General features: G+C 69.3%; 22 protein-coding genes, 1 tRNA gene and 1 pseudogene. 14 read left to right on the top strand and 10 right to left on the bottom strand.

The features are described 5' to 3' along the window. From VNT50_RS10410 to VNT50_RS10400, 3 genes and pseudogenes are all read right to left on the bottom strand, one after another. Nucleotides 1-457, bottom strand: a pseudogene (locus VNT50_RS10410) (M1 family peptidase); the annotation flags it as partial. Further along, complete coding sequence (locus tag VNT50_RS10405) at nucleotides 454-4,389, bottom strand: Pls/PosA family non-ribosomal peptide synthetase (RefSeq protein ID WP_325485044.1); 3,936 nt, start codon at nucleotides 4,387-4,389, stop codon at nucleotides 454-456. The gene VNT50_RS10405 and the pseudogene VNT50_RS10410, both read right to left, overlap by 4 nt. A 7-nt stretch (nucleotides 4,390-4,396) precedes the next feature. Further along, nucleotides 4,397-4,978, bottom strand: coding sequence for a hypothetical protein (locus tag VNT50_RS10400; protein WP_325485043.1), 582 nt, complete (start codon nucleotides 4,976-4,978; stop codon nucleotides 4,397-4,399). Nucleotides 4,979-5,129: 151 nt separating this feature from the next. On the opposite strand from VNT50_RS10400, the gene VNT50_RS10395 reads away from it, so the two are divergent. Then, a complete protein-coding gene (locus VNT50_RS10395) occupies nucleotides 5,130-5,729 on the top strand; it encodes a TetR/AcrR family transcriptional regulator (RefSeq protein ID WP_325485042.1) in 600 nt (199 codons plus the stop codon). Between the two features lie 26 nt (nucleotides 5,730-5,755). Further along, nucleotides 5,756-7,444: an MDR family MFS transporter gene (locus tag VNT50_RS10390; RefSeq protein WP_325485041.1), complete on the top strand. Its 1,689-nt coding sequence runs from the start codon at nucleotides 5,756-5,758 to the stop codon at nucleotides 7,442-7,444. Here the strand turns inward: VNT50_RS10390 and VNT50_RS10385 are convergent. Continuing rightward, nucleotides 7,441-7,857 (bottom strand): CBS domain-containing protein, encoded by a 417-nt coding sequence (locus VNT50_RS10385; protein WP_325485040.1) that lies wholly within the window; start codon nucleotides 7,855-7,857, stop codon nucleotides 7,441-7,443. The two genes, VNT50_RS10390 and VNT50_RS10385, sit on opposite strands and share 4 nt — an antisense overlap. A 157-nt stretch (nucleotides 7,858-8,014) precedes the next feature. On the opposite strand from VNT50_RS10385, the gene VNT50_RS10380 reads away from it, so the two are divergent. From VNT50_RS10380 to VNT50_RS10360, 5 genes are read left to right on the top strand one after another with little or no spacing between them, the layout of a single operon-like run. Continuing rightward, nucleotides 8,015-8,737, top strand: a complete 723-nt coding sequence (locus VNT50_RS10380) for a potassium channel family protein (protein WP_325485039.1) — start codon at nucleotides 8,015-8,017, stop codon at nucleotides 8,735-8,737. Between the two features lie 36 nt (nucleotides 8,738-8,773). Continuing rightward, nucleotides 8,774-9,511 (top strand): DUF2510 domain-containing protein, encoded by a 738-nt coding sequence (locus tag VNT50_RS10375; protein ID WP_325485038.1) that lies wholly within the window; start codon nucleotides 8,774-8,776, stop codon nucleotides 9,509-9,511. A gap of 52 nt (nucleotides 9,512-9,563) precedes the next feature. Continuing rightward, nucleotides 9,564-10,013 (top strand): FAS1-like dehydratase domain-containing protein, encoded by a 450-nt coding sequence (locus VNT50_RS10370; protein ID WP_325485037.1) that lies wholly within the window; start codon nucleotides 9,564-9,566, stop codon nucleotides 10,011-10,013. Next, nucleotides 10,010-10,417, top strand: a complete 408-nt coding sequence (locus VNT50_RS10365) for a MaoC/PaaZ C-terminal domain-containing protein (RefSeq protein ID WP_325485036.1) — start codon at nucleotides 10,010-10,012, stop codon at nucleotides 10,415-10,417. Before VNT50_RS10370 ends, VNT50_RS10365 begins: the two co-directional genes overlap by 4 nt. Nucleotides 10,418-10,427: 10 nt before the next feature. Further along, nucleotides 10,428-11,564 carry a UDP-N-acetylmuramate dehydrogenase gene (locus VNT50_RS10360; protein WP_325485035.1) on the top strand — a complete coding sequence of 379 codons (1,137 nt, stop codon included), beginning with the start codon at nucleotides 10,428-10,430 and terminating at the stop codon, nucleotides 11,562-11,564. Between the two features lie 7 nt (nucleotides 11,565-11,571). Here the strand turns inward: VNT50_RS10360 and VNT50_RS10355 are convergent, their stop codons facing one another. From VNT50_RS10355 to aceB, 5 genes are all read right to left on the bottom strand, one after another. Next, a complete protein-coding gene (locus VNT50_RS10355; RefSeq protein WP_325485034.1) occupies nucleotides 11,572-12,825 on the bottom strand; it encodes a pyridoxal phosphate-dependent aminotransferase in 1,254 nt (417 codons plus the stop codon). Between the two features lie 77 nt (nucleotides 12,826-12,902). After that, a complete protein-coding gene (locus VNT50_RS10350; RefSeq protein WP_325485045.1) occupies nucleotides 12,903-13,328 on the bottom strand; it encodes a TA system VapC family ribonuclease toxin in 426 nt (141 codons plus the stop codon). 2 nt (nucleotides 13,329-13,330) lie between these two features. Continuing rightward, nucleotides 13,331-13,576: a hypothetical protein gene (locus tag VNT50_RS10345; protein WP_325485033.1), complete on the bottom strand. Its 246-nt coding sequence runs from the start codon at nucleotides 13,574-13,576 to the stop codon at nucleotides 13,331-13,333. Nucleotides 13,577-13,714: 138 nt separating this feature from the next. Continuing rightward, nucleotides 13,715-15,310: an isocitrate lyase gene (locus VNT50_RS10340; protein WP_325485032.1), complete on the bottom strand. Its 1,596-nt coding sequence runs from the start codon at nucleotides 15,308-15,310 to the stop codon at nucleotides 13,715-13,717. 57 nt (nucleotides 15,311-15,367) lie between these two features. Further along, complete coding sequence (gene aceB / locus VNT50_RS10335) at nucleotides 15,368-17,029, bottom strand: malate synthase A (protein ID WP_325485031.1); 1,662 nt, start codon at nucleotides 17,027-17,029, stop codon at nucleotides 15,368-15,370. 175 nt (nucleotides 17,030-17,204) lie between these two features. Here aceB and VNT50_RS10330 point away from each other — a divergent pair, with 175 nt between their 5' ends. Next, nucleotides 17,205-18,653: a helix-turn-helix domain-containing protein gene (locus VNT50_RS10330; protein WP_325485030.1), complete on the top strand. Its 1,449-nt coding sequence runs from the start codon at nucleotides 17,205-17,207 to the stop codon at nucleotides 18,651-18,653. A gap of 16 nt (nucleotides 18,654-18,669) precedes the next feature. On the opposite strand, the gene VNT50_RS10325 is transcribed toward VNT50_RS10330, so the two are convergent. Next, nucleotides 18,670-20,244, bottom strand: coding sequence for a PucR family transcriptional regulator (locus VNT50_RS10325; RefSeq protein WP_325485029.1), 1,575 nt, complete (start codon nucleotides 20,242-20,244; stop codon nucleotides 18,670-18,672). Nucleotides 20,245-20,335: 91 nt separating this feature from the next. On the opposite strand from VNT50_RS10325, the gene gabT reads away from it, so the two are divergent. The 6 genes from gabT to secE all read left to right on the top strand — a co-directional run bounded on the left by gabT (nucleotide 20,336) and on the right by secE (nucleotide 26,552). Then, nucleotides 20,336-21,697 carry a 4-aminobutyrate--2-oxoglutarate transaminase gene (gene gabT, locus VNT50_RS10320; protein ID WP_325485028.1) on the top strand — a complete coding sequence of 454 codons (1,362 nt, stop codon included), beginning with the start codon at nucleotides 20,336-20,338 and terminating at the stop codon, nucleotides 21,695-21,697. A 68-nt stretch (nucleotides 21,698-21,765) separates the two neighbouring features. After that, nucleotides 21,766-23,127: a flavin monoamine oxidase family protein gene (locus VNT50_RS10315; protein ID WP_325485027.1), complete on the top strand. Its 1,362-nt coding sequence runs from the start codon at nucleotides 21,766-21,768 to the stop codon at nucleotides 23,125-23,127. 24 nt (nucleotides 23,128-23,151) lie between these two features. Next, nucleotides 23,152-24,618, top strand: a complete 1,467-nt coding sequence (locus VNT50_RS10310) for an NAD-dependent succinate-semialdehyde dehydrogenase (RefSeq protein WP_325485026.1) — start codon at nucleotides 23,152-23,154, stop codon at nucleotides 24,616-24,618. 23 nt (nucleotides 24,619-24,641) lie between these two features. Continuing rightward, on the top strand, nucleotides 24,642-26,009 hold the full coding sequence (locus VNT50_RS10305) for an NAD-dependent succinate-semialdehyde dehydrogenase (RefSeq protein WP_325485025.1): 1,368 nt from the start codon (nucleotides 24,642-24,644) through the stop codon (nucleotides 26,007-26,009). 152 nt (nucleotides 26,010-26,161) lie between these two features. Continuing rightward, nucleotides 26,162-26,234: transfer RNA gene (locus VNT50_RS10300), tRNA-Trp, on the top strand. Nucleotides 26,235-26,273: 39 nt separating this feature from the next. Beyond that, nucleotides 26,274-26,552 (top strand): preprotein translocase subunit SecE, encoded by a 279-nt coding sequence (gene secE, locus VNT50_RS10295; protein WP_325485024.1) that lies wholly within the window; start codon nucleotides 26,274-26,276, stop codon nucleotides 26,550-26,552. Nucleotides 26,553-26,591: the final 39 nt, after the last annotated feature.

Here is a 26,591-nt window from a genome sequence, read left to right as displayed (position 1 = left end):
TCGTGAAGGCGAGGCGGATCCTGGCCTTGTCGGACGGCACGTCGTTGCAGGGGAACCACGTCGGCGCGCCCGTGGGCTGCGATGCCACCAGGGCGCCATCCTCCAGTTCCTCCCAGCCGATCGTCCCCCAGCGGGAGCGGCGAGGGCGCGGCGCACCCGCGTAGGCGACGGTGATCGTGAATCCATCGCCTGCGGCGAGAGCGGTCCCGAGCGAGATGCGCAGCTTGCGGTCGTTCTGACGGAACGCCGCCGACCTGTCGCCGTCCACCCGGACGCGGCTGGCCCGGAGGCCCACGAGATCGAGCGTGATCGCGTTGACGGCGATCAGCGCCCGGCCGCGGATGACGGCGGTGCCGCTCATCCGGTTGGTCGAGACCTTGTAGTCGATGGCCAGGTCGTAGTGCTCGACGCGGATGCCGGGGTCACCGCTCTGCGGAACGTAGGGGTCGCCCGTCATGCGCCGGCCGACTGGTAGGCGCGCACCTTGACGGCTCGCCACGGCCCGATCGGATTGCCGCTCCACCGGCTCCCCACGGGAACGGCTTCGCCGCGCATGACGAGCGAGGCAGGCCCCACGGTCGCGTCGGCGCCGATCGTGGCGGCGGGGAGTATCACGCTGTGCGGACCGAGGGTCGCGCCCGCCTCGAGGCTCACCCTGTCGATGCTCATCACCCGATCATGGAACAGATGCGTCTGCAGCACACATCCTCGGTTGACGGTCGCGCCGTCGCCGAGGGTCACGAGGTCGGGCTCGGGCAGCCAATAGCTGTCGGTCCAGACACCCCTGCCGATGGTCGCGCCGAGCGAGCGCAGCCACATCGCGAGCGCGGGCGTGCCGGCGGCGGCGTTGGCGAACCAGGGCGCCGCGACGAGCTCCGTGAACGTGTCGGCGACCTCGGTGCGCCACACGAAGCTCGACCAGAGAGGGTGCTCGCCGGGACGGATCGGACCGACGATGACCCACTTCGCGACCGTCGTGATCGCGGCGGCGACGGCGCCCGCGAGCAGGAGAACGACCCCCGACAGCACGAGCGCCGCCCACAGGCCCCACGACTCGATGAGCCACGCCAGGGCGAGCAGGACCGCCAGGCCGAGGAGGCATGAGACGACGGCCGGAACGAAGCGGCAGAGCTCCCACACCGCGCGGGCGACGCGCAGTCCGGGGCGCGGGTTGTAGGTGCGTTCGAGATCGGCGTCGTTGACGACGCGCCTCAAGCGGACGGCGGGTGAACCGAGCCACGACGAGCCCGGCTTCGCCTTCTCGGGCGCGACGGACAGCACGGCCACGAGGCCGTCGCGGGGCACCCGGTGACCCGCTGCGGCCATCCCCGAATTGCCGAGGAACGCCCGCTTGCCGATGCGGGCGCGGGCCAGCCGCATCCACCCGCCCTTCAATTCGTACGTGGCCACCATCGTGTCATCGGCCAGGAAGGCGCCGTCGTCGATGGTCGTCATCGAGGGGAGGAGCAGAACGGTGGATGCCTCGACGTCGCGGCCGACCTGCGCGCCGAGCATGCGCAGCCAGACCGGGGTGAACAGGCTCGAGTAGATGGGGAAGAGAACGGTGCGCGCCGAATCGAGCAGACGCTCGACGCTCCAGGCCTGCCAGGCGACGCGGCTGCGGATCGGGAACACGCCCTCGTCGAGGCCGAGCGAGAGCAGGCGCACCAGCACGAGCACGGCCCCCGCGAACGCGAGGCCCGTGACGAGGGTGGCGGGGACGATCCAGATCAGTGCTCCGGGTATCGCCGCCGAGATGGATGTCGCCCCCCGAATGCCCTGCGCGATCACGAGCCCGCCGACCGCGGCGGCGAGGAACGGCAGCAGGCCCAGCACCGCGGAGGAGGCCGCGTACGCCCAGAGCCACCGCACCCGCGCGGGCGGGCGGGTGGGTGCGAGAGGGCTCGACGTTCCGCCGATGCGGACCGCGGGCGAGCCCGCCCAGCGCTGCGCGGCGCGCACCCGGCCGAACACTGCCGAGCCGGGCGCGATCTCGGCGTTCCGGCCGATCTTCGTGCCGGGTGCGAGAGTGCTGCGCGCGCCGATGGTGGCGTTCGCGCCGATCCGGATGCCGCCGATGCGGACGGTGTCGCCGTCGATCCAGTAGCCCGACAGGTCGACCTCGGGCTCGATGGCCGCGCCCTCGGCGATATCGAGCATGCCGGTCACGGGGGGCAGGGCGTGCAGGTCGACGTTCGGCCCGATCTTCGCCCCGAGCGCGCGGGCGTAGTACGTGACCCACGGCGCCCCGGCGAGGCCTACGGGGTCGATCTGGTGCGCCACCTGCTCGGCGAGCCACAGACGCAGGTGCACGGCGCCGCCGCGGGGATAGTCCCCGGGCTCGAGCCCGACGAGCAGCAGCCGGGCCGCTCCGGCCGAGATCGCCATCCGACCGAAGGGGGTGGCGAAGAACAGGAGCCCGACGAGGATCGCCCACAGTGGGGCATCCGGCAAGAAATCGAAGCCCGGCACGAGCTGCAGGATCCAGCTCGCGGTGAGCAGCCAGAGCACCCACCGCACACCGGACAGGATGAAAAGGGGCACGCCCGCGACGCTCTGCACCCACTGCATGAGGCGGGGCGTCGGGCGGGGGGTGCTGAACGTCGCCGGAATCGCGTCTTGCTCGGATGCCTCGGACTCCACGGCATCCGCCATCCGGCCGAGCCGTGGCAGGTCGTAGACGTCGGCCATCGTGAACTCGGGGGCGCGGGTGCGGATGCGCGACACGAGCTGAGCCGCCGCGAGCGAACCGCCGCCGAGCTCGAAGAAGTCGGCGTTCTCGTCGGTCGGCCGCATGCCGAGCACCGCGAGCCACTGTTCGGCGAGCCACGCGCTGGTGCCCGAGAGGGACGAGTCCGCGGCATCCGTGTCGATGAGGGGCCAGGGCAGGGCGGCTTTGTCGACCTTGCCCGACGTGCGCACCGGAAGCTCGTCCATCACGGCGAGCACGGGGATCAGGGGCGCGGGAAGCGTCTCCGAGAGCTCCGCCCGAGCGGACTGGCGGTCGAACCCTGCCGCGGGTACGACGTAGCCGACGAGCAGCGGAACGCCGCCCTCGGTGCGCTGCACGACGACGGTGGCCGCGCTGACCGCGGGCAGCGCCTGCAGGGCCGCCTCGACCTCGCCGAGCTCGATGCGCCGTCCGCCGACCTTCACCTGGTCATCGGCACGGCCCTGGAACACGAGCCCTTCGGGGTCGGCGCGCACGAGGTCGCCCGAGCGGTAGGCGCGTTCCCAGCCCAGCGTCGGCATGGGCCCGTACTTCTCGGAGTCCTTCGCCGGATCGAGGTAGCGGGCAAGGCCAACGCCACCGATGATGAGCTCGCCGATCTCGCCGTCGGCCACTCGCTCACCGCTGCCGTCCACGACGGCCAGTGCCCAGCCGTCGAGCGGCAGACCGATGCGCACCGGACCCGCACCGTCCATGAGCGCGGCGCACGCGACGACCGTGGCCTCCGTGGGCCCGTAGGTGTTCCAGACCTCCCGGCCCTCGCCCACGAGGCGAGCCACCAGCTCGGGCGGGCACGCCTCGCCGCCGAAGATCAGCAGCCGGACGTTCTCGATCGCGTCCATCGGCCACAGGGCCGCGAGCGTCGGCACCGTCGAGACCACCGTGATCCCGTGGCCGAGCAGCCAGGGACCGAGGTCTTCGCCCGAGCGGACCAGGGCGCGGGGTGCCGGCACGAGGCACGCGCCGTGCCGCCACGCCAGCCACATCTCCTCGCACGAGGCGTCGAACGCGACCGACAGACCCGCGAGCACCCGGTCGCCGGGCCCGAGCGGCGCATCCTGCAGGAAGAGCCTGGCCTCCGCGTCGACGAACGCCGCCGCCGAGCGGTGGGTGACGGCGACGCCCTTCGGAACGCCCGTCGACCCCGACGTGAAGATGATCCAGGCGTCGTCTTCCTCGGTGGGCGGCGGCACCGTGACGATGGTCCGCGAGCGCGGGTGCGGGGATTCCCCCGCGAAGAGCCCGTTGTCGTCCGCGCCGGTAATGGCAGCGCCTTCGAAAGGCCGGTATGCCCCGGCCCCGGTGATCACTCCGCGAACACGCGCCTCGCCGAACACGAGATCGGCGCGCTCCTGCGGGTCGTCGGCGTCGACGGGAACATATGCCGCCCCCGCGGCCAGGATCCCGAGGATCGACAGGTACAGGTCGCGGCCGCCGGAGGGCATCCGCACCCCCACGCGGTCGCCGCGACGCACCCCCTGGTCGACGAGGCGCGCAGCGGTCCGCCAGACGTGCGCGAGCAGTTCGGCGTAGCTGAGCGCGCCGGCCGCATCCTCGAGCGCGGATGCCTCCGGGTATCGCGCGGCGGACTCCTTGAGGACGTCGATCAGTGTGCGCGCCGGGGGCGCGGCGGACAGTCTGTTCAGCTTCTCCTGCACGGCCGGGTCAGGACGACAGAAGCGCGACCAGCTGCGCCTTCGTCAGCCGTGAGAAACCCGACCTTCCCGCGGCGCGGGCACGGGCGCGCAGCTGGACGACCGTCAGCCCGGACAGGTCGTTGACGGTCGCGGCCGGGGCGCCCGCAGCGATGACGCGGCCTCGTGCGGCGGCCGCAGGTTTCGCCGCTGCCGGCGCCTTGGTCACCGTGGCGCGCCTCGCGGTGGGGGCGGGGGTCTTCGCCGGCTCCCGCTTCGAGTGCGTCGGCGGTTCGATCAGCGCCGGGTGCTTGGCGGCGGCCTTCTTCGCCGCAGCCTTCCTCTCCTTGGCCAGCCTGCCCTCGACCTTGTGGACCGCTTTGTCGAGCAACTCGATCGCGGCTACCGCCTTCTTCTGCACCTTCTTGGGTTGGCGGTGGATCTTCTTCTTGGAAGCGTCCGAGGCGTCCTTCGCGTCTTCCGCGAGTGATCGGAGCTTCTTGGCGTCCTTCTTCGGGAGCGTCTTGCTCAGCCGCTTCGCGTCCTTCGCCGCCGCGGCCGCCGCGCTCAGTGCGGTTTCGGCCGCCTTTTCCGCCTTGGTGGATTTCGCCATGATCGAACCTCTTCAATTGATGAACGCGTGGCCGCGCGTCGGCACGGTATGCCGCGCAAGGGTATCGCACCGAGAAGAACGGCTGGTTGATCACCCGTCCTCCGATGGAGCAAACTTGCCTTATTGTGTCTGAAGTGCAAAAATGCACTACATGTCGAATGGTGCAAACGGTCTGCGCGAGCGGAGAGTTCTCGCGACCTCTCGCGCGCTGCGGGTGGAGGCGCGCAGGCTCACCGCCGAGCGTGGGATGTCGGGCTTCACGATCGAGCAGCTCTGTTCCGAGGTCGGCGTCTCGCGCCGTACCTTCTTCAACTACTTCGCCTCCAAGGAGAATGCGGTCATCGGAATCCCCGTTCGGGCCGACGCCTCAGACCTGGAGGAGGACTTCGCATCCAGCGCGTCGCCCCGCGACGAACTGGTCGACGAGTTCGCCGAGCTGATGATCGCCCGCTGGGAGCGGATGGACTTCAACCGCGACGACATCGACGAGCTGGGGCAGGCCTTCCGGAGGGAGCCGCAGCTGTTCGCCCACTTCCTGGAGGTGGCCGCACAGGGCGAGCGCCACGACATCGCCCTTGTCGAGCGACGCGAGGGGTTCGTCCCGGGTGACCCGCGCGCCGCGACCCTCGTGCAGCTGCTCGGCGCCCTGATCCGCCCCGCCATGACGGAGTACTTCGAGCAGAACAGCGAAGACTTCCGCACCCTCTTCCTCCGGCGGCTCGCCGTCGCCCGAGAACTTCTCACCCGCTGACTTCCCGAACCCCGAACGGATCCCGAATGACTGCTCCTGCCGCGCCCGAAGCGCCTCTGCTGCTCACGAAGCGGAGAATCTGGATCATCTTCAGCGCCCTGATCGCGGGCATGCTCCTCGCCAGCCTCGACCAGACGATCGTCTCGACCGCGATGCCCACGATCGTCGGCGAGCTCGGCGGGGTCGAGCACCAGGTCTGGATCACGACGGCGTACCTCCTCGCCACCACGATCGTGATGCCCATCTACGGCAAGTTCGGAGACGTGCTCGGTCGGCGCAGGCTGTTCCTCGTCGCGATCGCGCTGTTCACACTCGCATCCATCGGATGCGCATTCGCCACCGACTTCTGGATGTTCGTCGTGTTCCGGGCCATGCAGGGCCTGGGTGCCGGCGGGCTGATGATCCTGTCGCAGGCCATCATCGCCGACATCGTGCCGGCGAAGGAGCGCGGCAAGTACCTCGGCCCCCTCGGCGCGGTCTTCGGCCTTTCCGCCGTCGCCGGCCCCCTCCTCGGCGGCTTCTTCGTCGATCACCTGACCTGGCAGTGGGCGTTCTACATCAACATCCCGGTGGGGATCGCGGCGTTCGTCATTGCGCTGTTCACCCTCACCCTGCCCGACAAGAAGGCCACCGCGCCGATCGACGTGCTCGGAGTGCTCTTCCTGTCGGCGGCGACGACCTGTCTCATCTTCTTCACGGACTTCGGCGGAGACCGCGACCACGGATGGGATGCGCCCGAGACCTGGGCATGGGGCGTCGGGATGATCGCCGCGGTCGGCGCGTTCATCATCGCCGAGGCGAAGGCCACCGATCCGATCATCCCGTTGAGCCTGTTCCGCAACCCGATCTTCGTCAACGCGACGGCGATCGGTCTGACGCTCGGGATCGGCATGTTCGCCGCGATCGGCTTCGTGCCGACGTTCCTGCAGATGTCTTCCGGCACGTCCGCCGCGGCATCCGGTCTGCTGATGATCCCGATGATGGCGGGCCTCATGGGCACCTCGATCACGTCCGGGATCCTGATCGCCAAGACCGGGAGGTACAAGATCTTCCCGATCGTCGGGACGATCGTCACGGGTCTCGCGATGATCGCGATGACGACCCTGACCGCGTCCACGCCGATCTGGCTGATCTGCGTGTTCCTGTTCTTCTTCGGCGCCGGCCTCGGCCTCATCATGCAGGTCGTCGTGCTCGTGGTTCAGAACGCCGTGCCGGCGGCAGAGATCGGCACCGCGACCAGCACGAACAACTACTTCCGCGAGGTGGGCGCGGCGCTCGGCACGGCGGTGTTCGGCACCCTGTTCACGACGCGACTGACCGAGAACCTGCGCGAGGTGTTCACGCAGGCCGGTGCCTCCGCGACGGATTCGGCGAACGCGACCGCGACGCTCGACCCGCAGACCCTGAGCCAACTGCCCGCGGGCACCCGTGACGGCATCGTCAACGCCTACGCCGACGCACTCGCCCCGGTCTTCTGGTATCTCGTGCCGTTCATCGCGTTCGCATTCGTCCTCTCGCTCTTCCTCAAGCAGATCCCGTTGTCGGACGTCGCCGGGCTCGTCGCCCGCGGCGAGGCCGTCGGCGGCGCGGAGGCCGAACTGCTCGAGGCGCAGCAGCGAGCCGGGATGACGCCGGGCCACCGCGACCCCGACGGCGATCTGGCGGCGGCCGGACCGACGATGACCACCGACGCGTCCGCGAACCGCGACGGCTAATCCTCGGAGATCTCCGCCACGGTCTCTCCGGTCTCGGTCGCCGACAGCGATCGGGCGATGTCCGCTTGGCTGATGATGCCGACCAGATCGTGGCCGTCGATCACCGGGAGGCGGCGCACCTGGTGATCCTGCATCACCTGCAGGGCGTCTCGAATGTCGTCGTCGGCGCGCACCGTGATCGGCTTGCCCTCGCCCAGGCTGCCGGCGGTCGTGCCGGCGGGGTCGCCCCCCTCCGCGAGGCACTTCACGACGATGTCCCGGTCGGTGATCATGCCCTTGAGCCGGTTGTCGCGCCCGCAGATGGGCAGGGCTCCGACATCCAGATCTCGCATGAGCCGGGCGGCGTCGACCAGGGTCTCGTCCTCGCGAACGCACCGCGGGTCGGTGCTCATGATGTCGCGTGCAGTAGTCATGGTGATGTCCTTTCGGATTGCGGATGTCGTGACGGTAGGCCGGTGCGGGGGAATCAGGCGGGGGGTTGACGCAACCGCTCCGATAGGCATCAGGGCCATGCGCCCTGGCGCGGCGGGGCATCGAAGGGAGCGGGGAAGGGGCCCTTAGAGTTCCCTCATGACCGAGGAGCGATGGCAGCAGCTGACCTACTGGCCGCTCGTCATCGCATCGCTCGCGTTCCTCGTCGCCTACTCGTGGCAGGTCATCGCCGAGCTCGCGGGTCCCGCCAGGAACCTCACGCTCTCGATCATCTTCGCGACGTGGTGCGTGTTCGTGCTCGACTACATCGTTCGCCTGAGCCTCCAGCAGCAGCGGGCGCAGTGGTTCCGGGCGCACATCTTCGATCTGCTCGTCGTGGTGCTCCCGGTGCTGAAGCCACTGAGGCTGCTCCGGGTGCTGACGATGGTGGCCGCTCTGCGGCGCACGGTGGGCAGCGCACTGCGCACCCGGATCATCATCTACGGCAGCGCCGCCGTGCTGCTGCTGATCTGGATGGGCTCGCTCGCGGTGCTCGAGGCCGAGCGCGGCGCGCCCGGCGCGACGATCCAGAGCTTCGGCGACGCGATCTGGTGGGCATTCGTCACGATCACGACCGTCGGCTACGGGGACTACACCCCCGTCACCGTCGTGGGAAGGCTCGTCGCCGTCGCGCTCATGCTGAGCGGCGTCGCGGTGCTCGGAATCACCACCGCGACGCTGTCGTCGTGGGTGCGGGAGCGCATTTCACGCGGCCGCGACGACGAGGAGGCGGCGACCCGCGGACAGATGCGCCACCTCTCCGAGCAGGTGAGCGCGCTGGCGCTGCGCCTCGGAGACGACGGGGGCCCGGATAAGGTGTGAGAGCGGGGCTTTCCTCCCCTGCGGACGGGGCCCACGATGACATCCACACCTCCTGGCTGGTACGACGACGGTCACGGCGTCCTGCGCTGGTGGGACGGCGCGCAATGGACCGAGCACGCACAGGCCGCGCCGAGCACGGCACCGGGCGAAGGCGAGATCGCTGCGCCGGCGGATGCCGTGACTCCTGCGCCGGCGGATGCCGTGACTCCTGCGCCGGGCGAAGACGCGCTTGCCGCGACCCCGGGAGCGTACACGCAGACGGCCGCCGTGCTGCCGCCGGCCGCCCCCGCCCGTCGAGGCTGGGTGCTTCCTGTCATCCTCGGCGGCGCCTTCCTCGTGCTCGTCATCCTCGGCATCATCTTCATCCCGATGCTCGTGCAGACGTTCACCGCCGGCCGTTACAGCGCCGATGAGAACGCAGCGATCGAGGCCGTCGAGGCGTACGACGAGGCATGGCAGGACGGCGACTGCGACGCGCTCCAGGCCGTCACGACGGAGGACCTGCGCACCGCCGTCGGCGTGCCGGACTGCGCCGCCTTCGAAGAGGCAGCCGCAGGCTTCCAGGACGCGACGGATGACTACGAGCTCAAGGTGACCGACGTCACCACGGACGCCGGCGTCATCACGGTGCGCACCGACGAGACCTACACGAGCTACCTCGACGAGGAGAACAACCCCGTCCCGGGCTTCGACGCGATCTCGGAGATCGAGTACACCCTCATCCAGGTCGATGGCAGCTGGGTGATCGACGACACGATCTACCTCGACCAGTAGCGGGCCGCGCGACGCCAAGGAGCGCCCCACCGAGGATCGGTAGGATGGCCGGGTGCCTGTGAACCCCGAGCTGGTCGGCCGAGCATTCCCGCCGACATCCCCCTACCTGGTGGGGCGCGAGAAGGTGCGGGAGTTCGCGCGCGCCGTCTTCGCCGACGATCCGCAGCATTTCGATCCCGAGGCCGCGCGGGCGCTCGGCTATGCCGACGTCGTCGCGCCGCCGACCTTCGCGATGGTCATCCAGGACCAGACGCTCCAGCAGCTGCTGGCCGAGCCCGACTCGGGCATCGAGCTCGCGCATGTGCTGCACGCCGAGCAGCGGTTCGCCTACTCGCGGCCGATCGTCGCCGGCGACGAGCTCACCGGGCGGTTGACCGTCTCGGGCATCCGTGCGCTCGGCGGCAACGCGATGGTCACGAGCGACGCCGAGATCCGCGACGTGCATGGCGAGCACGTCGTGACCGCGACATCCGTTCTTCTGGTCGGCGGGGGTGAGTCATGAACCCCGCGGTCGGAGACATCGTCGCCGAACGCACCGTGCACCTGACACGCGAGTCGCTCGTGCGCTACGCCGGGGCATCCGGAGACTTCAATCCGATCCACTACCGGGACGACGTCGCCGCGTCCGTCGGGCTGCCCGGCGTGCTCGCCCACGGGATGCTCACGATGGGCGTCGCCGTCTCGACCCTCGTCTCGTGGCTCGGCGACTCCGGCCGCATCACGGAGTACGGCGTGCGCTTCACGCGTCCGGTCGTCGTCGACCCCGATTCCGGTGCCGACCTGCACATCGTCGCGAAGGCGGCGGAAGTGGATGCCGCCGCCGGAACCGCGCGCATCGATCTCACCGTGAAGCACGGCGAGACGACGGTGCTCGGCAAGGCGCAGGTCCGCGTCCGGCTTGCCTAGGCGGATGCCGATGCCCGAAGTGACACCCGTTCCCCTGTCGACCCTCACGACGCTGCGCACCGGCGGGGCGCCGACGCGGATGATCGACGCACTGACGACCGAGGAACTCGTGGCGGCCGTGCGCGACACGTGGGCGTCGGGGGATGACTGGCTCGTGCTGGGAGGCGGGTCCAATCTGTTCGTCGGAGACCAGCCCTTCGACGGGACGGTCGTCCGCGTGCGCACGAGCGGCATCGAGCGAACCCCGTCTCCCCGAAGCGGGTTCGCGCGGCTCCGGGTGCAGGCGGGCCACGACTGGGACGCCCTCGTGGCGTTCGCCGTGGCGGAAGGCCTTGCCGGGATCGAGGCGATGTCGGGCATCCCGGGCACGGTCGGGGCGGCGCCCGTGCAGAACGTCGGCGCCTACGGCCAGGAGATCGCGCAGACGCTCGTCGAGGTGGAGTTGCTCGACGAGGCGACGGGGGATGTCTCCACGGTGCCGGCGGCGGAACTCGGCCTCGGCTTCCGCACCTCGGTGTTCAAGCACCACTACGGATCCGTGGCGGCCCGCCCCGCCGTGATCCTGTCGGTCACATTCGACCTGGAGGAGGTCGGCGCCGGCGAACGCGAGGTGGTCGGCTCCCAGCTGCGCCGTGCGCTCGGCCTTGCCGACGGTGCAGCCGTGTCGCTCGCGTGGGTGCGGGATCACGTGCTCGCGGTGCGGCGCTCGAAGGGCATGGTGCTCGATGACGCCGACCCCGACACGTACAGCGCCGGATCGTTCTTTCAGAACGCCGTGGTGTCGGCGTCGTTCGCCCGCACGCTCCCGGCCGAGTGCCCGCAGTGGCCGATGACCCCCGACATCGATCCGGTGACGATCATTCCTCTGTCGGCATACGACGGAGTCGTCGCGCCGCCGGCGTCCGTCGCCGCGGACGTGAAAGTCAGCGCCGCATGGCTCATCGAGAACTCCGGGCTGCGCAAGGGGTTCAAGCTCCCGCGTTCGCGCGCGGCCCTGTCGACCAAGCACGCGCTGGCACTCACCAACCGCGGCCAGGGTACCGCCGAGGAGCTCGCGGAGCTCGCCCGGTTCATCCAGGGCCGTGTGCAGTCCGAGTTCGGCCTGGTGCTGCAACCCGAGCCCGTACTGGTCGGCATCGAGCTGTAGCGCGGTTCTACGTGAAGAGCTCCTGCATGCGGCGCACGCCCTCGAGCAGGGCGTCGTCGCCGAGCGCGTACGAGAGCCGGAGGTACCCGCTCGGGCCGAATGCCTCACCCGGAACGGCCGCCACCTCGACCTCCTCGAGGATGAGGTCGGCAAGCTCGAGCGACGTCGTCGGGGTCTTGCCCCGCCACTCACGGCCGAGCAGGCCGCGCACGTCGGGGTACACATAGAACGCGCCGAGCGGGGTCGGTACCGTGACTCCCTCGATCTTCGCCAGTTCGCTCACGATGAGGCGGCGGCGGCGGTCGAACGCCAGGCGGAACTGCTCGGCCTCGTCCTGCGGCCCGGTGAGCGCGGCGAGCGCGGCGAGCTGCGCGATGTTGTTGACGTTGCTGCACAAGTGCGACTGGAGGTTCGCGGCGACCTTGATCGCATCCTTCGGGCCGACCATCCAGCCCAGGCGCCAACCCGTCATCGCGTAGGTCTTGGCGACGCCGTTCACGAGGATCGTCTGGCCGGCCAGCTCGGGGACCGCCTCGACGATCGACACGGCACGCGTGAGGGCCGACGCGTCGCCCGGCTGCCCTGAGCCCGTCGAGGGGTAGACGAGGTTCTGGTAGATCTCGTCGGAGATCACCCAGATGCCGTGCTCGAGGGCCCAGGCGCCGATCGCGCGGGTTTCGTCGGGAGTGTAGACCGCGCCCGTCGGGTTCGACGGCGATACGAAGACGAGCGCGGTCGTCCGGTCGGTGCGCGCCGCTTCGAGCTGCTCCACGGTGACCTTGTAGTTCTGGTCGGCACCCGCGAACACCTCGACGGGCACGCCGTCGGCCAGGGCGATCGCCTCGGGGTACGTCGTCCAGTACGGGGCAGGCAGCAGCACCTCGTCGCCGGGGTTCACGACCGCCTGGAATGCCTGGTACACGGCCTGCTTGCCGCCGTTCGTGACGATGATCTGCGACGGGTCGACAGCGAGACCCGAGTCCTGGAGGGTCTTCGCCGCGATCGCTTCTCGCAGCACCGGCAGCCCGGCAGCCGGCGTGTAGCGGAAGTTCGCCGGGTCGTGGAGGGCGGCGGCCGCGGCATCCACGATGAACTGCGGCGTCGCGAAGTCGGGCTCGCCCGCCGCGAAGGAGATGACCGGCCGACCTGCGGCCTGCAGGGCCTTCGCCTTGGCGTCGACCTTGAGCGTGGCCGATTCGGCGATGGCGCTCAGTTTCTTCGAGAGCGTGGGCTTGCGGGTGAGGGGGGCGCGTTCAGTCACGCCTATGAGCGTAGTCCGACGCGCGGACGGATGCCGGGGCGGCTCCGGGGCGGCTGGACCGAACGTCCGCGGATACGTCAGGCGGGCGAGGGCGTGACGATCTTCAGGCCCTCGAACCGGCGGAAGTCACGATCGAGCGTCGCGACGGGGCAGGCACGGGCCACGGCGATGGCGGCGATGTAGGCGTCTGTCACAAGATTTCCGATCGCGGATGCTTCTCGGCAGACGTCGACGAATGTGCCGAGGTTTCGCAGCAGTCCGCCGACGTGCACGTAGGTCGGCTGTGCGGTCATCGCGCTCACGAACGCCAAGGACTCCTCCAGCGTGGCCGGGACCTCGAAGATGCGGTGGTTCGTCGTGAGCCGGACGAAGCCCACCCAGACCGTGTCGGGCGCCGTGATCGGCACCGCATCATCGAGCGTGCGTCGCAGCCAAGGGAGCACCTGAGTGTGGTGGACATGATCGGATCGGAACGCCGCGATCAGCACGTTCACATCGAGCACGATCAAGAGAGGTCGCCGGCCTCGTCGAGGGCATCGTAGAGGGCACGGTTCGAGCTGGGGTCGATGCCCGCTCGCATACCGGTCCCCCTGGTGAAGACCGGGATCGACGGAGCGTTCCCGGTCTCGTCCCGCGTGAGACCGGCACGCAGTGCATCCTCCACGTACTGCCCGAGCGTCTGCCCGCGCCGGACGGCCTGCGCCTTGGCCTCCTCGAGAAGCCGGTCGTCGATGGAGAGAGTCGTTCGCATGCCGTCAGGATAGCATCACGTGCATCACAGGAGCGCATCACCTGCATCAACCGCGCAGCGCCTCGCAACCACCTCGCAACAGGAGGGGGCGGATGCCGCAGCATCCGCCCCCTCCCGTTGCGTCGTTTCGGTCAGCGCTCAGCCGAACTGGTTCATCGTGTTGTCCTTGCCGCCGGCCTTGAGGGCCGCCTCACCGGCGAAGTACTCCTTGTGGTTGTCGCCGATGTCGCTGCCCGCCATGTTCTGGTGCTTGACGGTGGCGATCCCCTCGCGGATCTCGCGGCGCTGGACACCCTTCACGTAGGCAAGCATGCCCTCGTCGCCGAAGTAGCCCTTGGCCAGATCGTCGGTCGACAGGGCCGCCGTGTGATAGGTCGGCAGTGTGATCAGGTGGTGGAAGATCCCGGCGCGGGCCGAACCGTCCTTCTGGAAGGAGCGGATCTTCTCGTCGGCCAGTTGAGCGAGCTCCGTGCCGTCGTACCCGACGTTCATCAGATCGGCGCGGTCGTAGCCCGAGACATCCTCGCCCTGTTCCACGAGCAGGTCGTACACCTGCTGGCGGAAGTTGAGGGTCCAGTTGAACGACGGGCTGTTGTTGTAGACGAGCTTCGCGTCGGGGATCACCTTGCGGATCTCGTCGACCATTCCGGCGATCTGCGAGACGTGCGGCTTCTCGGTCTCGATCCACAGCAGGTCGGCACCGTTGCGCAGCGACGTGATGCAATCCAGCACGCAGCGCGCCTCGCCCGTGCCGGCCCGGAACTGGAACAGGTTGCTGGCCAGACGCTTCGGGCGCAGGAGCGTGCCGTCACGTTTGATGACGACGTCGCCGTTGCCGAGTTCAGACTCTGAGATCTCTTCGACATCGAGGAAGGAGTTGTACTGGTCGCCCAAATCTCCGGGATGGCTCGTGACGGCGAGCTTCTGCGTGAGCCCGGCGCCGAGCGAGTCGGTGCGGGCGACGATGATGCCGTTGTCGATGCCGAGCTCGAGGAACGCATAGCGGACCGCGGTCAGCTTCGCGATGAAGTCCTCGTGCGGAACCGTCACCTTGCCGTCCTGGTGGCCGCACTGCTTCTCATCCGAGACCTGGTTCTCGATCTGGATGGCGCAGGCGCCCGCCTCGATCATCTTCTTGGCGAGGAGGTACGTGGCTTCGGGGTTGCCGAAGCCGGCGTCGATGTCGGCGATGATCGGCACCACGTGCGTCTCGTAGTTGTCGATCTGCGATTGGAGGAACTCGACCGAGGTCTCGTCCCCGGCGGCGTGTGCCTCGTCGAGCCGTGTGAAGAGCAGGTCGAGCTCGCGGGCGTCGGCCTGGCGAAGGAACGTGTAGAGCTCTTCGATGAGCGCCGGCACCGAGGTCTTCTCGTGCATCGACTGGTCGGGCAGGGGGCCGAACTCTGACCGGAGCGCGGCGACCATCCAGCCCGACAGGTAGAGGTAGCGCTTGTTCGTGGTCTTGAGGTGCTTTTTGATCGAGATGAGCTTCTGCTGCCCGATGAAGCCGTGCCAGACGCCGAGCGACTGCGTGTACACCGACGAGTCGGCGTCGTACTCTGCCATGTCGCGGCGCATGATGTCGGCCGTGTACTGGGCGATCTCGAGGCCCGTCTTGAAGCGGTTCTGCGCCCGCATGCGGGCGACGTACTCGGGGTTGATGGCATCCCAGCCGGAGCCGTTCTGCTCCTTGAGGGCTTCGATGGCCTCGATGTCTTCTTGGTACGCAGTCATTTCTTGATTCCTTTGCGGTCGTGGAAGTCGGCTCACGCGAGCCAGAGCGGAAACGCGTTACTCGGCGTCGATCAGGAAGCGCGAGTAGGCCGGAAGCGTGAGGAACGCCGGGAACTCCTGCCCGAGGGCGACGTCGCGGAAGATCTCCGCCGCGTCGTCGAAGCGGTCGCCGTCACTGCGCTCGAGGGCTCCCAGCACGTCGGCGATGAGGCCCTCCACGTACTCGCGGGTGATCGCGGTTCCGTCCTCGGTGCGGCGGTCCTGGTGGATCCACTGCCACACCTGGCTGCGGCTGATCTCGGCGGTCGCGGCATCCTCCATGAGGTTGTCGATCGCCACGGCGCCGAGGCCCCGCAGCCACGCCTCGAGGTAGCGGATCGCCACCGACACGTTCGCGTGCACGCCCGCCGCCGTGATCGGCCGCCCGATGTGCACGTCGATCAGGTCGGCCGCTGAGACGTTCACCTCGGGACGCTTGCGGTCCAGCTGGTTGGGCCGGTCGCCCAGCACCGCGTCGAACTCGGCACGTGCGACCGGGATGAGGTCGGGGTGGGCCACCCAGGTGCCGTCGAAGCCGTCGCCGGCCTCACGCTTCTTGTCGGCGGCGACCTTCTCGAATGCCAGCGCCGTCACCTCCGGGTCGCGGCGGTTCGGGATGAAGGCGCTCATGCCGCCGATCGCGAAGGCGCCGCGCTTGTGGCACGTCTGCACGAGCAGCTCGGTGTAGGCCCGCATGAAGGGCACCGTCATGGTGACCTCGCTGCGGTCGGGCAGGACGAAACGAGCCCCGCGGCCGCGGTAGTTCTTGATGATCGAGAAGATGTAGTCCCAACGACCCGCATTCAGCCCCGCGATGTGGTCGCGCAGCTCGAAGAGGATCTCCTCCATCTCGAAGGCCGCCGGCAGCGTCTCGATCAGCACGGTCGCGCGGATCGTGCCGTGGGGGATGCCGATATAGCGCTCGCTGAACGTGAACACGTCGTCCCACAGCTTCGCCTCTTCGCTCGACTCGAGCTTGGCGATGTAGAAGTACGGGCCGCGGCCGGCCTCGATGAGCTGCTTCGCGTTGTGGAAGAAGTAGAGACCGAAGTCCACGAGCGAGCCCGATGCCGCCATTTCGCGACCGGTGCGGTCGGTGAATCGGAGGTGGTGCTCGATCAGGTGCCAGCCGCGCGGGCGCATCACGATCGTGGGCGTCTCTTCGGCGGTGACCGCGTAGCGCTTGCCTTCCGGGCTCGTGAACTCGAGCTCGCCGCGGATCGCATCGCGCAGCGACAGCTGCCCCTCGATGACGTTCTTCCAGGTCGGGCTCGTGGCGTCCTCCTGATCGGCCAGCCACACCTTCGCGCCGGAGTTCAGGGCATTGATCGTCATCTTCGGGTCGGTCGGACCGGTGATCTCGACACGACGGTCCTCCAGCCCAGGACCGGCTCCGGCGACCTGCCACTCGGTGTCTTCGCGGATGTGCCGGGTCTCACTGCGGAACTGCGGGTCGTGTCCATTGCCGATCTCGAACCGGCGGCGCATGCGGTCGGCGAGGCGGTCGTGGCGGCGTGCGCTGAAGTGCTGGTGCAGCTCGGTGAGAAACGCGACGGCCTCCGGAGTGAGGATCTCGTCGTACCGCGTGCCGATGCGGCCGATGACCTCGATGGAGGGGGCGGCGGTGCTGGTCGGGATGGGGTTCGTCGTGGGCGCGGTGCCTGTGGCGGTGGGAGTCATGGCCCTGTCCTTCCTGGTGGTGAGTGCCGGATGTCGCGGAGACTTGACTCAACTCTGAGTGAAGTTTTCAAGGAGAAGCAGCCATATGCCGTGTGAACTTTGACTGATCTTCTGCTTTTGTGACAGAATGCGCTGCACGCTAACAGTGCTGCACGCCAACAATTCGGGAGTACACATGGCGATGGATGTCGACACCCACACCGACGCGCTGACCATCGGCCGCCGCATCCGCCAGTTGCGCACGGCGCGGGGAATGACCCTCGACGAACTCGCCACCGCGGTCGATCGCGCGCCGAGCCAGCTGTCGATGATCGAGAACGGCAAGCGGGAGCCGAAGCTGACGCTGCTCCAGGCGATCGCGCGGGCGCTCGGCGCGAGCCTCGACGCCCTTCTCGAATCCGAGCCCCTCGACGAGCGGTCCTCCCTCGAGATCGCGCTCGAGCGTTCGATGAAGGGCCAGACGTTCCAGGCTCTGGGCATCGAGCCCTTCCGCATCGGCAAGGCCGTCCCGACCGAGGCGCTGCAGACGATGCTCGCGCTGCAGGGCGAGATCGAGCGGCTCCGCGACGAGCGCGCGGCCACCCCCGAGGAGGCGCGGCGCGCGAACGTCGAGCTGCGGCACCTGATGCGGCGGCAGGACAACTACTTCGAAGAGCTCGAGACCCACGCGCGGCGGATCCTCGACGCCGTCGACCACCCCGGTGGTCCGCTCACGCAGCGCACCGCCTCCGACATCGCCGCGCACCTCGGGTTCACCCTGCACTACGTGCCCGATCTGCCGCAGACCACCCGAAGCGTGGCCGACCTGAAGAACGGCCGGCTCTACCTCTCGAGCACCCTCACCACCAGGGGCGACCCGCGCACCTCCGTGCTGCAGGCCCTGTCGAGTCGCATCCTGGGGCACAGCGAGCCGACGTCCTACGCGCAGTTCCTCCGGCAGCGGGTCGAGACGAACTACCTCACCGGCGCGCTGCTCATCCCCGAGGAGCACGCCGTCCCTTTCCTGCAGGAGGCGAAAGCCCGCCGCGCGGTCTCGATCGAAGACCTCCGCGACGCCTACTCCGTCTCGTACGAGACCGCGGCACACCGCTTCACGAACCTCGCGACGAGACATCTCGGCATCCCGGTGCACTTCCTCAAGGTGCACGAATCCGGCACGATCACGAAGGCGTACGAGAACGACGACGTCAACTTCCCGACCGACCGCCTCGGCGCCATCGAGGGCCAGCTGTGCTGTCGCCGCTGGACCAGTCGCGTCGTGTTCGACGTCGATGACAAGTTCAATCCGTACTACCAGTACACCGACACCGGCAACGGCACCTACTGGTGCACGGCCAGGGTGGAGGCATCCAGCGAAGGAGCCCACTCGGTGAGCGTGGGCGTGCGCTTCGACGACACGAAGTGGTTCATCGGCCGGGACTCGCCGAACCGCGGGATCTCGCGCCACTCCGTGGAGGTGTGCTGCAGACGCCCGCCTGCGCAGCTCGAGGCGGCCTGGCGCGATCAGGCGTGGCCGAACGTGCGCACGCCCCGGACCCTGCTCGCCACCCTGCCCACCGGATCGTTCCCGGGCGTGGACTCGACGGATGTCTATGAGTTCCTGGAGGCGCACGCGCCGCGCTGAGCGCCGGGGCGGTGGGTCAGGACGACAGCTGCAGCGCCGCCCACAGCTCGGCGCGCGCGGCGAAGCCGCTCAGGTCGCGGTCGATCAGGCGCTCGACCTGCCCGATCCGTGCGCGCACGGTATGGCGGTGGATGCCGAGGGCCCGCGCCGCGGCATCCCCCTTGGCGTCGTTCTCGAGCCAGACCCGCACGGTCTCGACCAGCTCGGTGCGGTGTTCGCGGTCGTGCGCCAGCAGCGGAGCGAGCGCCGCCTGCGCGAAGATGCGCGCGAGGCCGGCGTCGGCGAGGGCGAGAAGCCCCTTGCGGGCAACGTCCGAGAAGTGCGTCACGCCGGCCGATCCTTCGAGAAGCGCCGAGCGCGCCTGGGCGTACGCGCGGGAGAACTCGTCGTAGCGGGCGGGCTCCGAGACGCCGACGCGGAGATCGAACGCCCTGGCGAGATCGTCGATGAGCGAGGGCTCGGCCGCTTCGGTGCAGATCAGGAGGCCGTCGTCGGCCCGGCCGAAGAAGACCCTGGGCGCCGGGTCTTCCGCACGCCGGGTGTCGCCGCCGGGCTGTTCCGCACGGAGTTCGAGGAACGCCGAGACGGTGTCGGCGTTGCGGCTGGACGTCTCCGCGAGCGCGACGACGATGGGGGCGACAGGGAGCCCGCCCCACGCATCGCGAGCGACGCGCCGGGCGATCGACGGATCGTCCGAGAGCAGCGATTGCACGAGGCCCGCGCGGAGGAGCCCGCGGCCGCGGGCGAGGTCGTGCGTCTGCTCGAGGGCGAGCCCGACCATAGCGATGACGGACGTGACGACTCCCCGGGCCTCCTGATCCATGCCCTCCGAGGCGATCGCCAGTACGCCGCGAAGGTGCCCGCCCCGCCCCAGCGTCTGAAGGGTGAATGCGCGGCCATCGACCCGGATCGCCGACGCGGCGCGCGCCCCGCGCCGGAGCACGGCGGCCGCCTCCCGATCGAGGTGGGCCTGGGTCGCCGCATCCAGCGCGCCGGCCGGATGCCGACGGGCGAGCGTGCCCGCGGTGTCATACAGCCCCACCCAGGTGTCGAGCTGCCGGGCGAGCTCGGCGAGCCCCGCCCCGAGCCCGTCGGGACGAAGGGCGGCCAGCGAGATCGCTCGCTGCGCGGCCAGCGACCAGCTGCGGCGCGCGTACGACTCCGCCGCGATGGCCTCGGCGTTGGCGCGGGCCACCGCGATGAAGGGCGTTCGATACGGCACCTCGAAGATCGGCAGCCGGGCGTCGGCGCACGCGTCGATCAGGAGGGGAGGGATGCCGGCGCGCACGACCTCCGTGCCGAAGCCGAGACCGGCCACCCCGCGGCCGCGCAGTCGCGTGACGTACGCACGGTACGCGCCATCGGTGTCGGACTCCGACCCGGAGGCGAACTGGGTGCCGGTGGTGAGCAGCAGCAGTCCCTCCGAGAGGAACGGCGTCGGGTCGATGAGGTCGGAGCTGTGCACCCACCGCAGCGGGATGTCCAGGGCATCGGGCGCGAGGGCGGCTTCGTCGCCCCTGAGCGTCAGCCCGAGGTCGCGGCGTCGGAGCAGGGCGCGGAGGGTGGGGGCGTCCAGCACGGTGTCGGCCATGCTCGCATCCTATACACGCTGTCTCATCGTGAGGTTCGGTATGTACACCCTGGCGAGTGCGGGGTGAGCGGCATCGGCCTACGGTGGCGAAATGAGCATCGTCGATGGCACCCTGCACACCGCGCCCCTCGGCGGACCCGCGCTGCCGCAGGAGCGCCGCCTCGTCACCCCGCTTCCCGGGCCGCGTTCGCAAGAGCTGCTCGCGCGGAAGGCCGCCGCCGTCGCCGCCGGGGTCGGGCACACGGTTCCGGTGGCCGCCGTGGCCGCGGGCGGCGGCGTGGTCGTCGACGCCGACGGCAACTCGCTGATCGATCTCGGCGCGGGCATCGCCGTGACGACGGTGGGCAACGCCCACCCGCGCGTCGTCGAGGCGGTGCAGGCGCAGGTCGCCCAGTTCACCCACACGTGCTTCATGATCTCGCCATACGAGTCGTACGTCGCGGTGGCAGAAGCGCTCAACCGCGTGACCCCCGGCGACCACGAGAAGAAGAGCGCGCTGTTCAACTCGGGCGCCGAGGCGGTGGAGAACGCCGTGAAGATCGCCCGCAAGCACACCGGCAAGCAGGCCGTCGTCGCCTTCGACCACGGGTACCACGGCCGCACGAATCTGACGATGGCGCTGACAGCGAAGAGCATGCCCTACAAGAGCGGGTTCGGACCGTTCGCCCCCGAGATCTACCGCGCGCCGCTGTCGTATCCCTACCGCGATGGTCTGAGCGGCCCCGAGGCTGCGAGGCGCTCGATCTCGCTCATCGAGAAGCAGATCGGGGCCGACAACCTGGCGGCGGTCATCATCGAGCCGATTCCCGGCGAGGGCGGATTCATCGTCCCGGCCGAGGGCTTCCTGCCCGCGATCATGGACTGGTGCCGCGCCAATGACGTCGTCTTCATCGCCGACGAAGTGCAGACCGGCTTCGGGCGCACGGGCGCCATGTTCGCGAGCGAGCACGAGGGCATCGTGCCCGATCTGATCACAACGGCCAAGGGCATCGCGGGCGGGCTGCCGCTGGCCGCCGTGACGGGGCGTGCCGACATCATGGATGCCTCGCACGCGGGCGGTCTCGGCGGCACGTACGGCGGAAACCCGATCGCGTGCGCCGCCGCGGTCGCGACGATCGACGCGTTCGAGAACGACGGGCTCATCGAGCGCGCGCAGGAGGTGGGTGCGATCCTCACCGAACGCCTCCGCGCACTCCAGGCCTCCGACCCGCGCGTGGGCGACGTGCGGGGACGGGGCGCCATGGTCGCGGCGGAGTTCGTGGATCCGGCCACGGGCGAGCCCGACGCCGCGCTCACGGCGAAGGTCGCGAAGGCGGCGATCGCCGAGGGCGTCATCGTTCTGACCTGCGGCACCTATGGCAACGTCATCCGCTTCCTGCCGCCCCTGTCGATTCCCGATGCCCTCCTCCGCGAGGGCCTCGACATCGTCGCCGAGGCCCTGGCGAACGCGTAGAGCTCCGCTCCGCAGCGTCCGAAGAGTCCGAAGAGTCCCGAAGAGTCCGAAGAAGGAATAGAGTCCCCATGACCGAGATCACGCGCGACGTCGTCATCGTGGGCGCCGGCGCGGCCGGCCTCACCGCGGCGAACGAGCTGAGGCGGGCAGGTCTCTCGGTGGCCGTACTCGAGGCGCGCGACCGCGTCGGCGGCCGGCTCTGGACCGACGACATCGACGGCGCGACGCTCGAGATCGGCGGGCAATGGGTCTCGCCCGACCAGGACGCCCTCAAGGAGACGATCGCCGAGCTCGGCCTCGAGACATACAGCCGCTACCGCGAGGGCGACAGCGTCTACATCAACAAGGCCGGCGAGCTGACGCGGTTCACCGGCGAGCTCTTCCCCGTGCCGCCGGCGACCGAGAAGACCATGGTCGAACTCATCGACAAGCTCGACGCGATGGTCGCGCTGATGGATCCGGACCGGCCGTGGGAGCACCCCGATGCGGAGGCGCTCGACAGGATCTCGTTCGAGGCGTGGCTGGCCGCTCAGACCGACGACCAGGAGGCGCGCGACAACATCGCGCTGTTCATCGCCGGGGCGATGCTGACCAAGCCCGCGCACGCCTTCTCGACCCTGCAGGCGCTGCTCATGGCCGCCAGCGCCGGGAGCTTCAGCCATCTCGTCGACGCCGACTTCATCCTCGACGAGCGCGTCGTGGGCGGGTTGCAGCAGGTGCCGCTGCTGCTCGCGGAGAGGCTCGGCGAGGACGTGTACCTCGGCCAGCCCGTGCGCACGCTCGAGTGGGGTGCCGACGGCGGCGTCACCGCGATCGCCGACGGGATGACGGTCCGCGCCAGGTTCGGCATCCTGGCCCTCGCGCCGGTGCTCTATGACCGGGTGTCGTTCGTGCCCCCGCTGCCGCGGCGCCAGCACCAACTGCACCAGCACATCTCGATGGGATTCGTCATCAAGGTGCACGCCGTCTACGAGACCCCGTTCTGGCGCGACAGCGGGCTCTCGGGCACGGCGTTCAGCCCGTACGAGCTCTCGCACGAGGCGTATGACAACACCAACCACGGCGATGCGCGCGGCACCCTGGTGGCGTTCGTCTCCGACCAGAACGCCGACGACGTGTTCGCCCTGTCGGCCGAAGAGCGCAAGGAGCGCATCCTCGAGTCGCTCTCGCACTACTACGGCGAGCAGGCCAAGCACCCGGTGGTCTACTACGAGAGCGATTGGGGGAGCGAGGAGTGGACCCGCGGCGCGTACGCCGCGAGCTTCGACCTCGGCGGACTGCACCGCTACGGCGCCGATCTGCGCACCCCGGTCGGCCCCCTCCACTTCGCCTGCAGCGACATCGCGGGGGCGGGCTACCAGCACGTCGATGGCGCGATCCGCATGGGCAGAGCGTCCGCGCAGCACATCATCGAGGCGGCGCGCGCATGACCCGACCGAGAGGAATCCATGAACATGGCTGACGAACGCGAGACCGCACTGCTCGAATCGGTGCCAGACCGCCTCTTCATCGGCGGCGAGTGGGTGAGCGCCGCCGGCGGTGCAACGCTCGATGTGCGCGACCCCTCGACGGGTGCGATCATCCGCTCCATCGCGAACGCGAGCGTCGAGGACGGGGCCCGCGCCCTGGATGCCGCTGTGGCGGCTCAGGATGCCTGGGCGGCGACGCCGCCGAGAACTCGCAGCGACATCCTGCGCAGGGCCTTCGACCTCGTGCAGGAGCACAAAGAAGACCTCGCACTGCTGATGACCGTCGAGATGGGCAAGCCGCTCGCAGAGTCTCGCGGCGAGGTCGTCTACGGCGGCGAGTTCCTGCGCTGGTTCTCGGAGGAGGCGGTGCGCATCACCGGCCGCTACGGGCTCAATCCCGAGGGCAGCGGCCGCATGGTCGTCTCCCAGCGCCCCGTGGGCCCGTCGTATTTCATCACGCCGTGGAACTTCCCGTTCGCGATGGCGACGCGCAAGATCGCTCCCGCGCTCGCCGCCGGGTGCACGGTCGTCATCAAGCCGCCCGAGCTCACACCTCTGACGACCCTCTTCTTCGCGAAGATCCTCGAGGAGGCGGGCCTGCCCGCGGGCGTCGTCAACGTGATCACGACCTCGTCGTCGGGTTCGGTGTCGGCGCCGATCATCGCCGACCCGCGGCTGCGCAAGCTGTCGTTCACCGGCTCGACCGAGGTGGGGCGCAAACTCATCGCCCAGGCCTCCGAACGGGTGCTGCGCGTCTCGATGGAGCTCGGCGGCAACGCCCCGTTCGTGATCTTCGAAGACGCCGATCTCGACAAGGCGGTGGACGGCGCGATGCTGGCGAAGTTCCGCAACATCGGCCAGGCGTGCACAGCGGCGAACCGCTTCATCGTGCACGAGGCGATCGCCGACGAGTTCGCCTCGCGGGTCGCGGAGCGCGTCTCGGCGATGCGCATCGGCCGCGGCACCGAGGACGGCGTGCAGATCGGCCCGCTCATCGACGGCAAGGCAGTCGCGAAGGCATCCGAACTCGTCGACGATGCCGTGGCGCGCGGCGCCACCGTACTCGCGGGCGGGTCGGCGATCGAGGGCCGAGGAACGTTCTTCGAGCCCACCGTCGTCTCGGGCGTGGTCGCCGGAAGCGACATCCTGCGCGAGGAGATCTTCGGACCCGTGCTCGCCATCGCGACCTTCGCCGACGAGGACGAGGCCGTGCGTCTCGCCAACGACACCGAGTACGGCCTCGTCGCCTATGTCTTCACGCAGGACCTGCAGCGCGGCCACCGGATGATCGACAAGCTCGAGACCGGGATGATGGGCCTGAACGTCGGCGTCGTCTCGAACGCCGCCGCGCCCTTCGGCGGCGTCAAGCAGTCCGGCATGGGCCGCGAGGGCGGCCTCGAGGGCATCCACGAATACCTGTCGACCAAGTACACACTGATCCCCGTCGACTGACGCGGGCAATGATCGGAGAATCAATGAGCGAATACACCGTCGTCAACCCAGCAACGGGTGAGACCCTGGCCACCTACGCGACCTTCACCGACCAGCAGGTGGAGAAGGCGATCGCGGCCGCTACGGCCGCCCACCGCGACTGGTCCCGCACCTCCACGGTCGCTGAGCGTGCCGCCCTCGTGCGTCGCGTCGCCGAGCTGCATCGCGAGCGCCGGGACGAGCTCGCCGACATCATCGTGCGGGAGATGGGCAAACCGCGCGAGGCCGCCCTCGGAGAGGTCGACTTCGCCGCAGACATCGTCGAGTACTACGCCGACAACGCCGAGGAGATCATGAAGGACGCCCCGATCGCGATCCTGGGTGAGGGCACGGCCGTCATCCGCCGGTCGTCGCTGGGGCCGCTGCTCGGCATCATGCCGTGGAACTTCCCGTACTACCAGGTCGCCCGCTTCGCCGCACCGAACCTGATCGTCGGCAACACCATCCTGCTCAAGCACGCCGGCCAGTGCCCCGAGTCGGCCGCGGCGCTCGAGAAGATCCACCTCGACGCCGGGTTCCCGGAGGGCGCCTACGTCAACGTCTTCGTGTCGAACGATCAGGCCGCGACGATCATCGCCGACCCCCGTGTGCAGGGCGTCTCGCTCACGGGATCGGAACGAGCCGGCTCGGCCGTCGCCGAGGTCGCCGGGCGCAACCTGAAGAAGGTCGTGCTCGAGCTCGGCGGATCCGACCCGTTCATCCTGCTGTCGACCGACGACCTCGACGGGGCGGTGGAGGCCGCCGCCGCCGCCCGGCTCGACAACACCGGTCAGTCGTGCAACGCGGCCAAGCGGTTCATCATCGCGGACGGGCTGTACGACGCGTTCCTCGAGAAGTTCACCGCGCAGATGACGGGGGCGAAGGTCGGCGATCCCTTCGCCGAAGACACCGTGCTCGGGCCGCTGTCGTCCGTGACCGCCGCCGAGCGCCTGCAGGAGCAGGTCGACCGCGCCGTGGCGCAGGGCGCGACCCTCGTCGCCGGGGGCAAGCGCGATGGCGCGTATTTCCCAGGCACCGTGCTGACGAACGTCACGCCCGAGATGGATGCCCATCACGAAGAGTTCTTCGGGCCGGTCGGCATCGTCTACCGCGTCGCCGACGAGGACGAGGCTATCGCCGTCGCCAACGACACCCCGTTCGGCCTCGGCTCCTACGTCTTCACGACCGATGAGGAGCAGGCGGAGCGCCTCGTCGACCGCATCGATGCCGGCATGGTCTACGTCAACGTCGTGCTCGCCGACAGCCCCGAGCTGCCGTTCGGCGGCGTCAAGCGCAGCGGCACGGGGCGCGAGATGGGGCTGCTCGCGGCCGACGAGTTCGTCAACAAGAAGCTCATCCGCGTCGGTGCCTGAGGGCCGGGGGCGGTTCGACCCGGGCGGGGGCATGCCGTAGACTGGTGGATGCAGTTGAAGTCTGCATTCTTTCGCCGTGCCCGCGATCGGGCCGAAATCCTCTCACACAGTGCGGCGGAAAAGCGCGGGCATCCCGAGGCCGAACGGTCTCTAGGGCGGTAGCTCAATTGGCAGAGCAGCGGTCTCCAAAACCGCAGGTTGCAGGTTCGATTCCTGTCCGCCCTGCGCGTCAGCCCACGCTGACACACGAAAGGTACATTCAGGATGGTCCAGGACGCGCCGGGAGGCGAGATCGTCGCGACGAGCGGCGCCACGCGCGAGAAGAAGCCGAACATCTTCACGCGCATCGCGGTGTTCATCCGTCAGGTCTTCGCGGAACTCCGCAAGGTCGTCACCCCCACCCGCCAGGAGCTCCTGAAATTCACGGCGGTCGTGCTCGCATTCGTGGTCATCATGATGGCGCTCGTCTACGGCCTCGACCTGCTGTTCTCGTGGGTGACCACGGTCGTCTTCGGGGTTCCCGGCCAGGCCGTGAATTCCTGAGCAGTCGCTTCGGCGGCGCACGCGGGAAAACACCTCATG

Origin of the sequence: Microbacterium sp., from assembly GCF_035554235.1 — a bacterium.
Classification (GTDB): Bacteria; Actinomycetota; Actinomycetes; order Actinomycetales; family Microbacteriaceae; genus Microbacterium.
Note: the sequence above shows the minus strand (reverse complement) of the source record. Positions and strands in the feature narration are given on the sequence as shown.

Excerpts from the sequence above, each read along its gene's own strand:
- secE (WP_325485024.1), top strand. The coding sequence starts at position 26,274 with ATGGTCCAGGACGCGCCGGGAGGCGAGATCGTCGCGACGAGCGGCGCC.
- VNT50_RS10385 (WP_325485040.1), bottom strand. The coding sequence starts at position 7,857 with ATGACTACTGCACGCGACATCATGAGCACCGACCCGCGGTGCGTTCGC.
- VNT50_RS10310 (WP_325485026.1), top strand. The coding sequence starts at position 23,152 with ATGGCTGACGAACGCGAGACCGCACTGCTCGAATCGGTGCCAGACCGC.
- VNT50_RS10305 (WP_325485025.1), top strand. The coding sequence starts at position 24,642 with ATGAGCGAATACACCGTCGTCAACCCAGCAACGGGTGAGACCCTGGCC.
- VNT50_RS10375 (WP_325485038.1), top strand. The coding sequence starts at position 8,774 with ATGACATCCACACCTCCTGGCTGGTACGACGACGGTCACGGCGTCCTG.
- VNT50_RS10400 (WP_325485043.1), bottom strand. The coding sequence starts at position 4,978 with ATGGCGAAATCCACCAAGGCGGAAAAGGCGGCCGAAACCGCACTGAGC.
- gabT (WP_325485028.1), top strand. The coding sequence starts at position 20,336 with ATGAGCATCGTCGATGGCACCCTGCACACCGCGCCCCTCGGCGGACCC.
- VNT50_RS10315 (WP_325485027.1), top strand. The coding sequence starts at position 21,766 with ATGACCGAGATCACGCGCGACGTCGTCATCGTGGGCGCCGGCGCGGCC.
- VNT50_RS10325 (WP_325485029.1), bottom strand. The coding sequence starts at position 20,244 with ATGGCCGACACCGTGCTGGACGCCCCCACCCTCCGCGCCCTGCTCCGA.
- VNT50_RS10360 (WP_325485035.1), top strand. The coding sequence starts at position 10,428 with ATGCCCGAAGTGACACCCGTTCCCCTGTCGACCCTCACGACGCTGCGC.
- VNT50_RS10340 (WP_325485032.1), bottom strand. The coding sequence starts at position 15,310 with ATGACTGCGTACCAAGAAGACATCGAGGCCATCGAAGCCCTCAAGGAG.
- VNT50_RS10395 (WP_325485042.1), top strand. The coding sequence starts at position 5,130 with ATGTCGAATGGTGCAAACGGTCTGCGCGAGCGGAGAGTTCTCGCGACC.
- aceB (WP_325485031.1), bottom strand. The coding sequence starts at position 17,029 with ATGACTCCCACCGCCACAGGCACCGCGCCCACGACGAACCCCATCCCG.
- VNT50_RS10345 (WP_325485033.1), bottom strand. The coding sequence starts at position 13,576 with ATGCGAACGACTCTCTCCATCGACGACCGGCTTCTCGAGGAGGCCAAG.
- VNT50_RS10365 (WP_325485036.1), top strand. The coding sequence starts at position 10,010 with ATGAACCCCGCGGTCGGAGACATCGTCGCCGAACGCACCGTGCACCTG.
- VNT50_RS10330 (WP_325485030.1), top strand. The coding sequence starts at position 17,205 with ATGGCGATGGATGTCGACACCCACACCGACGCGCTGACCATCGGCCGC.
- VNT50_RS10380 (WP_325485039.1), top strand. The coding sequence starts at position 8,015 with ATGACCGAGGAGCGATGGCAGCAGCTGACCTACTGGCCGCTCGTCATC.
- VNT50_RS10390 (WP_325485041.1), top strand. The coding sequence starts at position 5,756 with ATGACTGCTCCTGCCGCGCCCGAAGCGCCTCTGCTGCTCACGAAGCGG.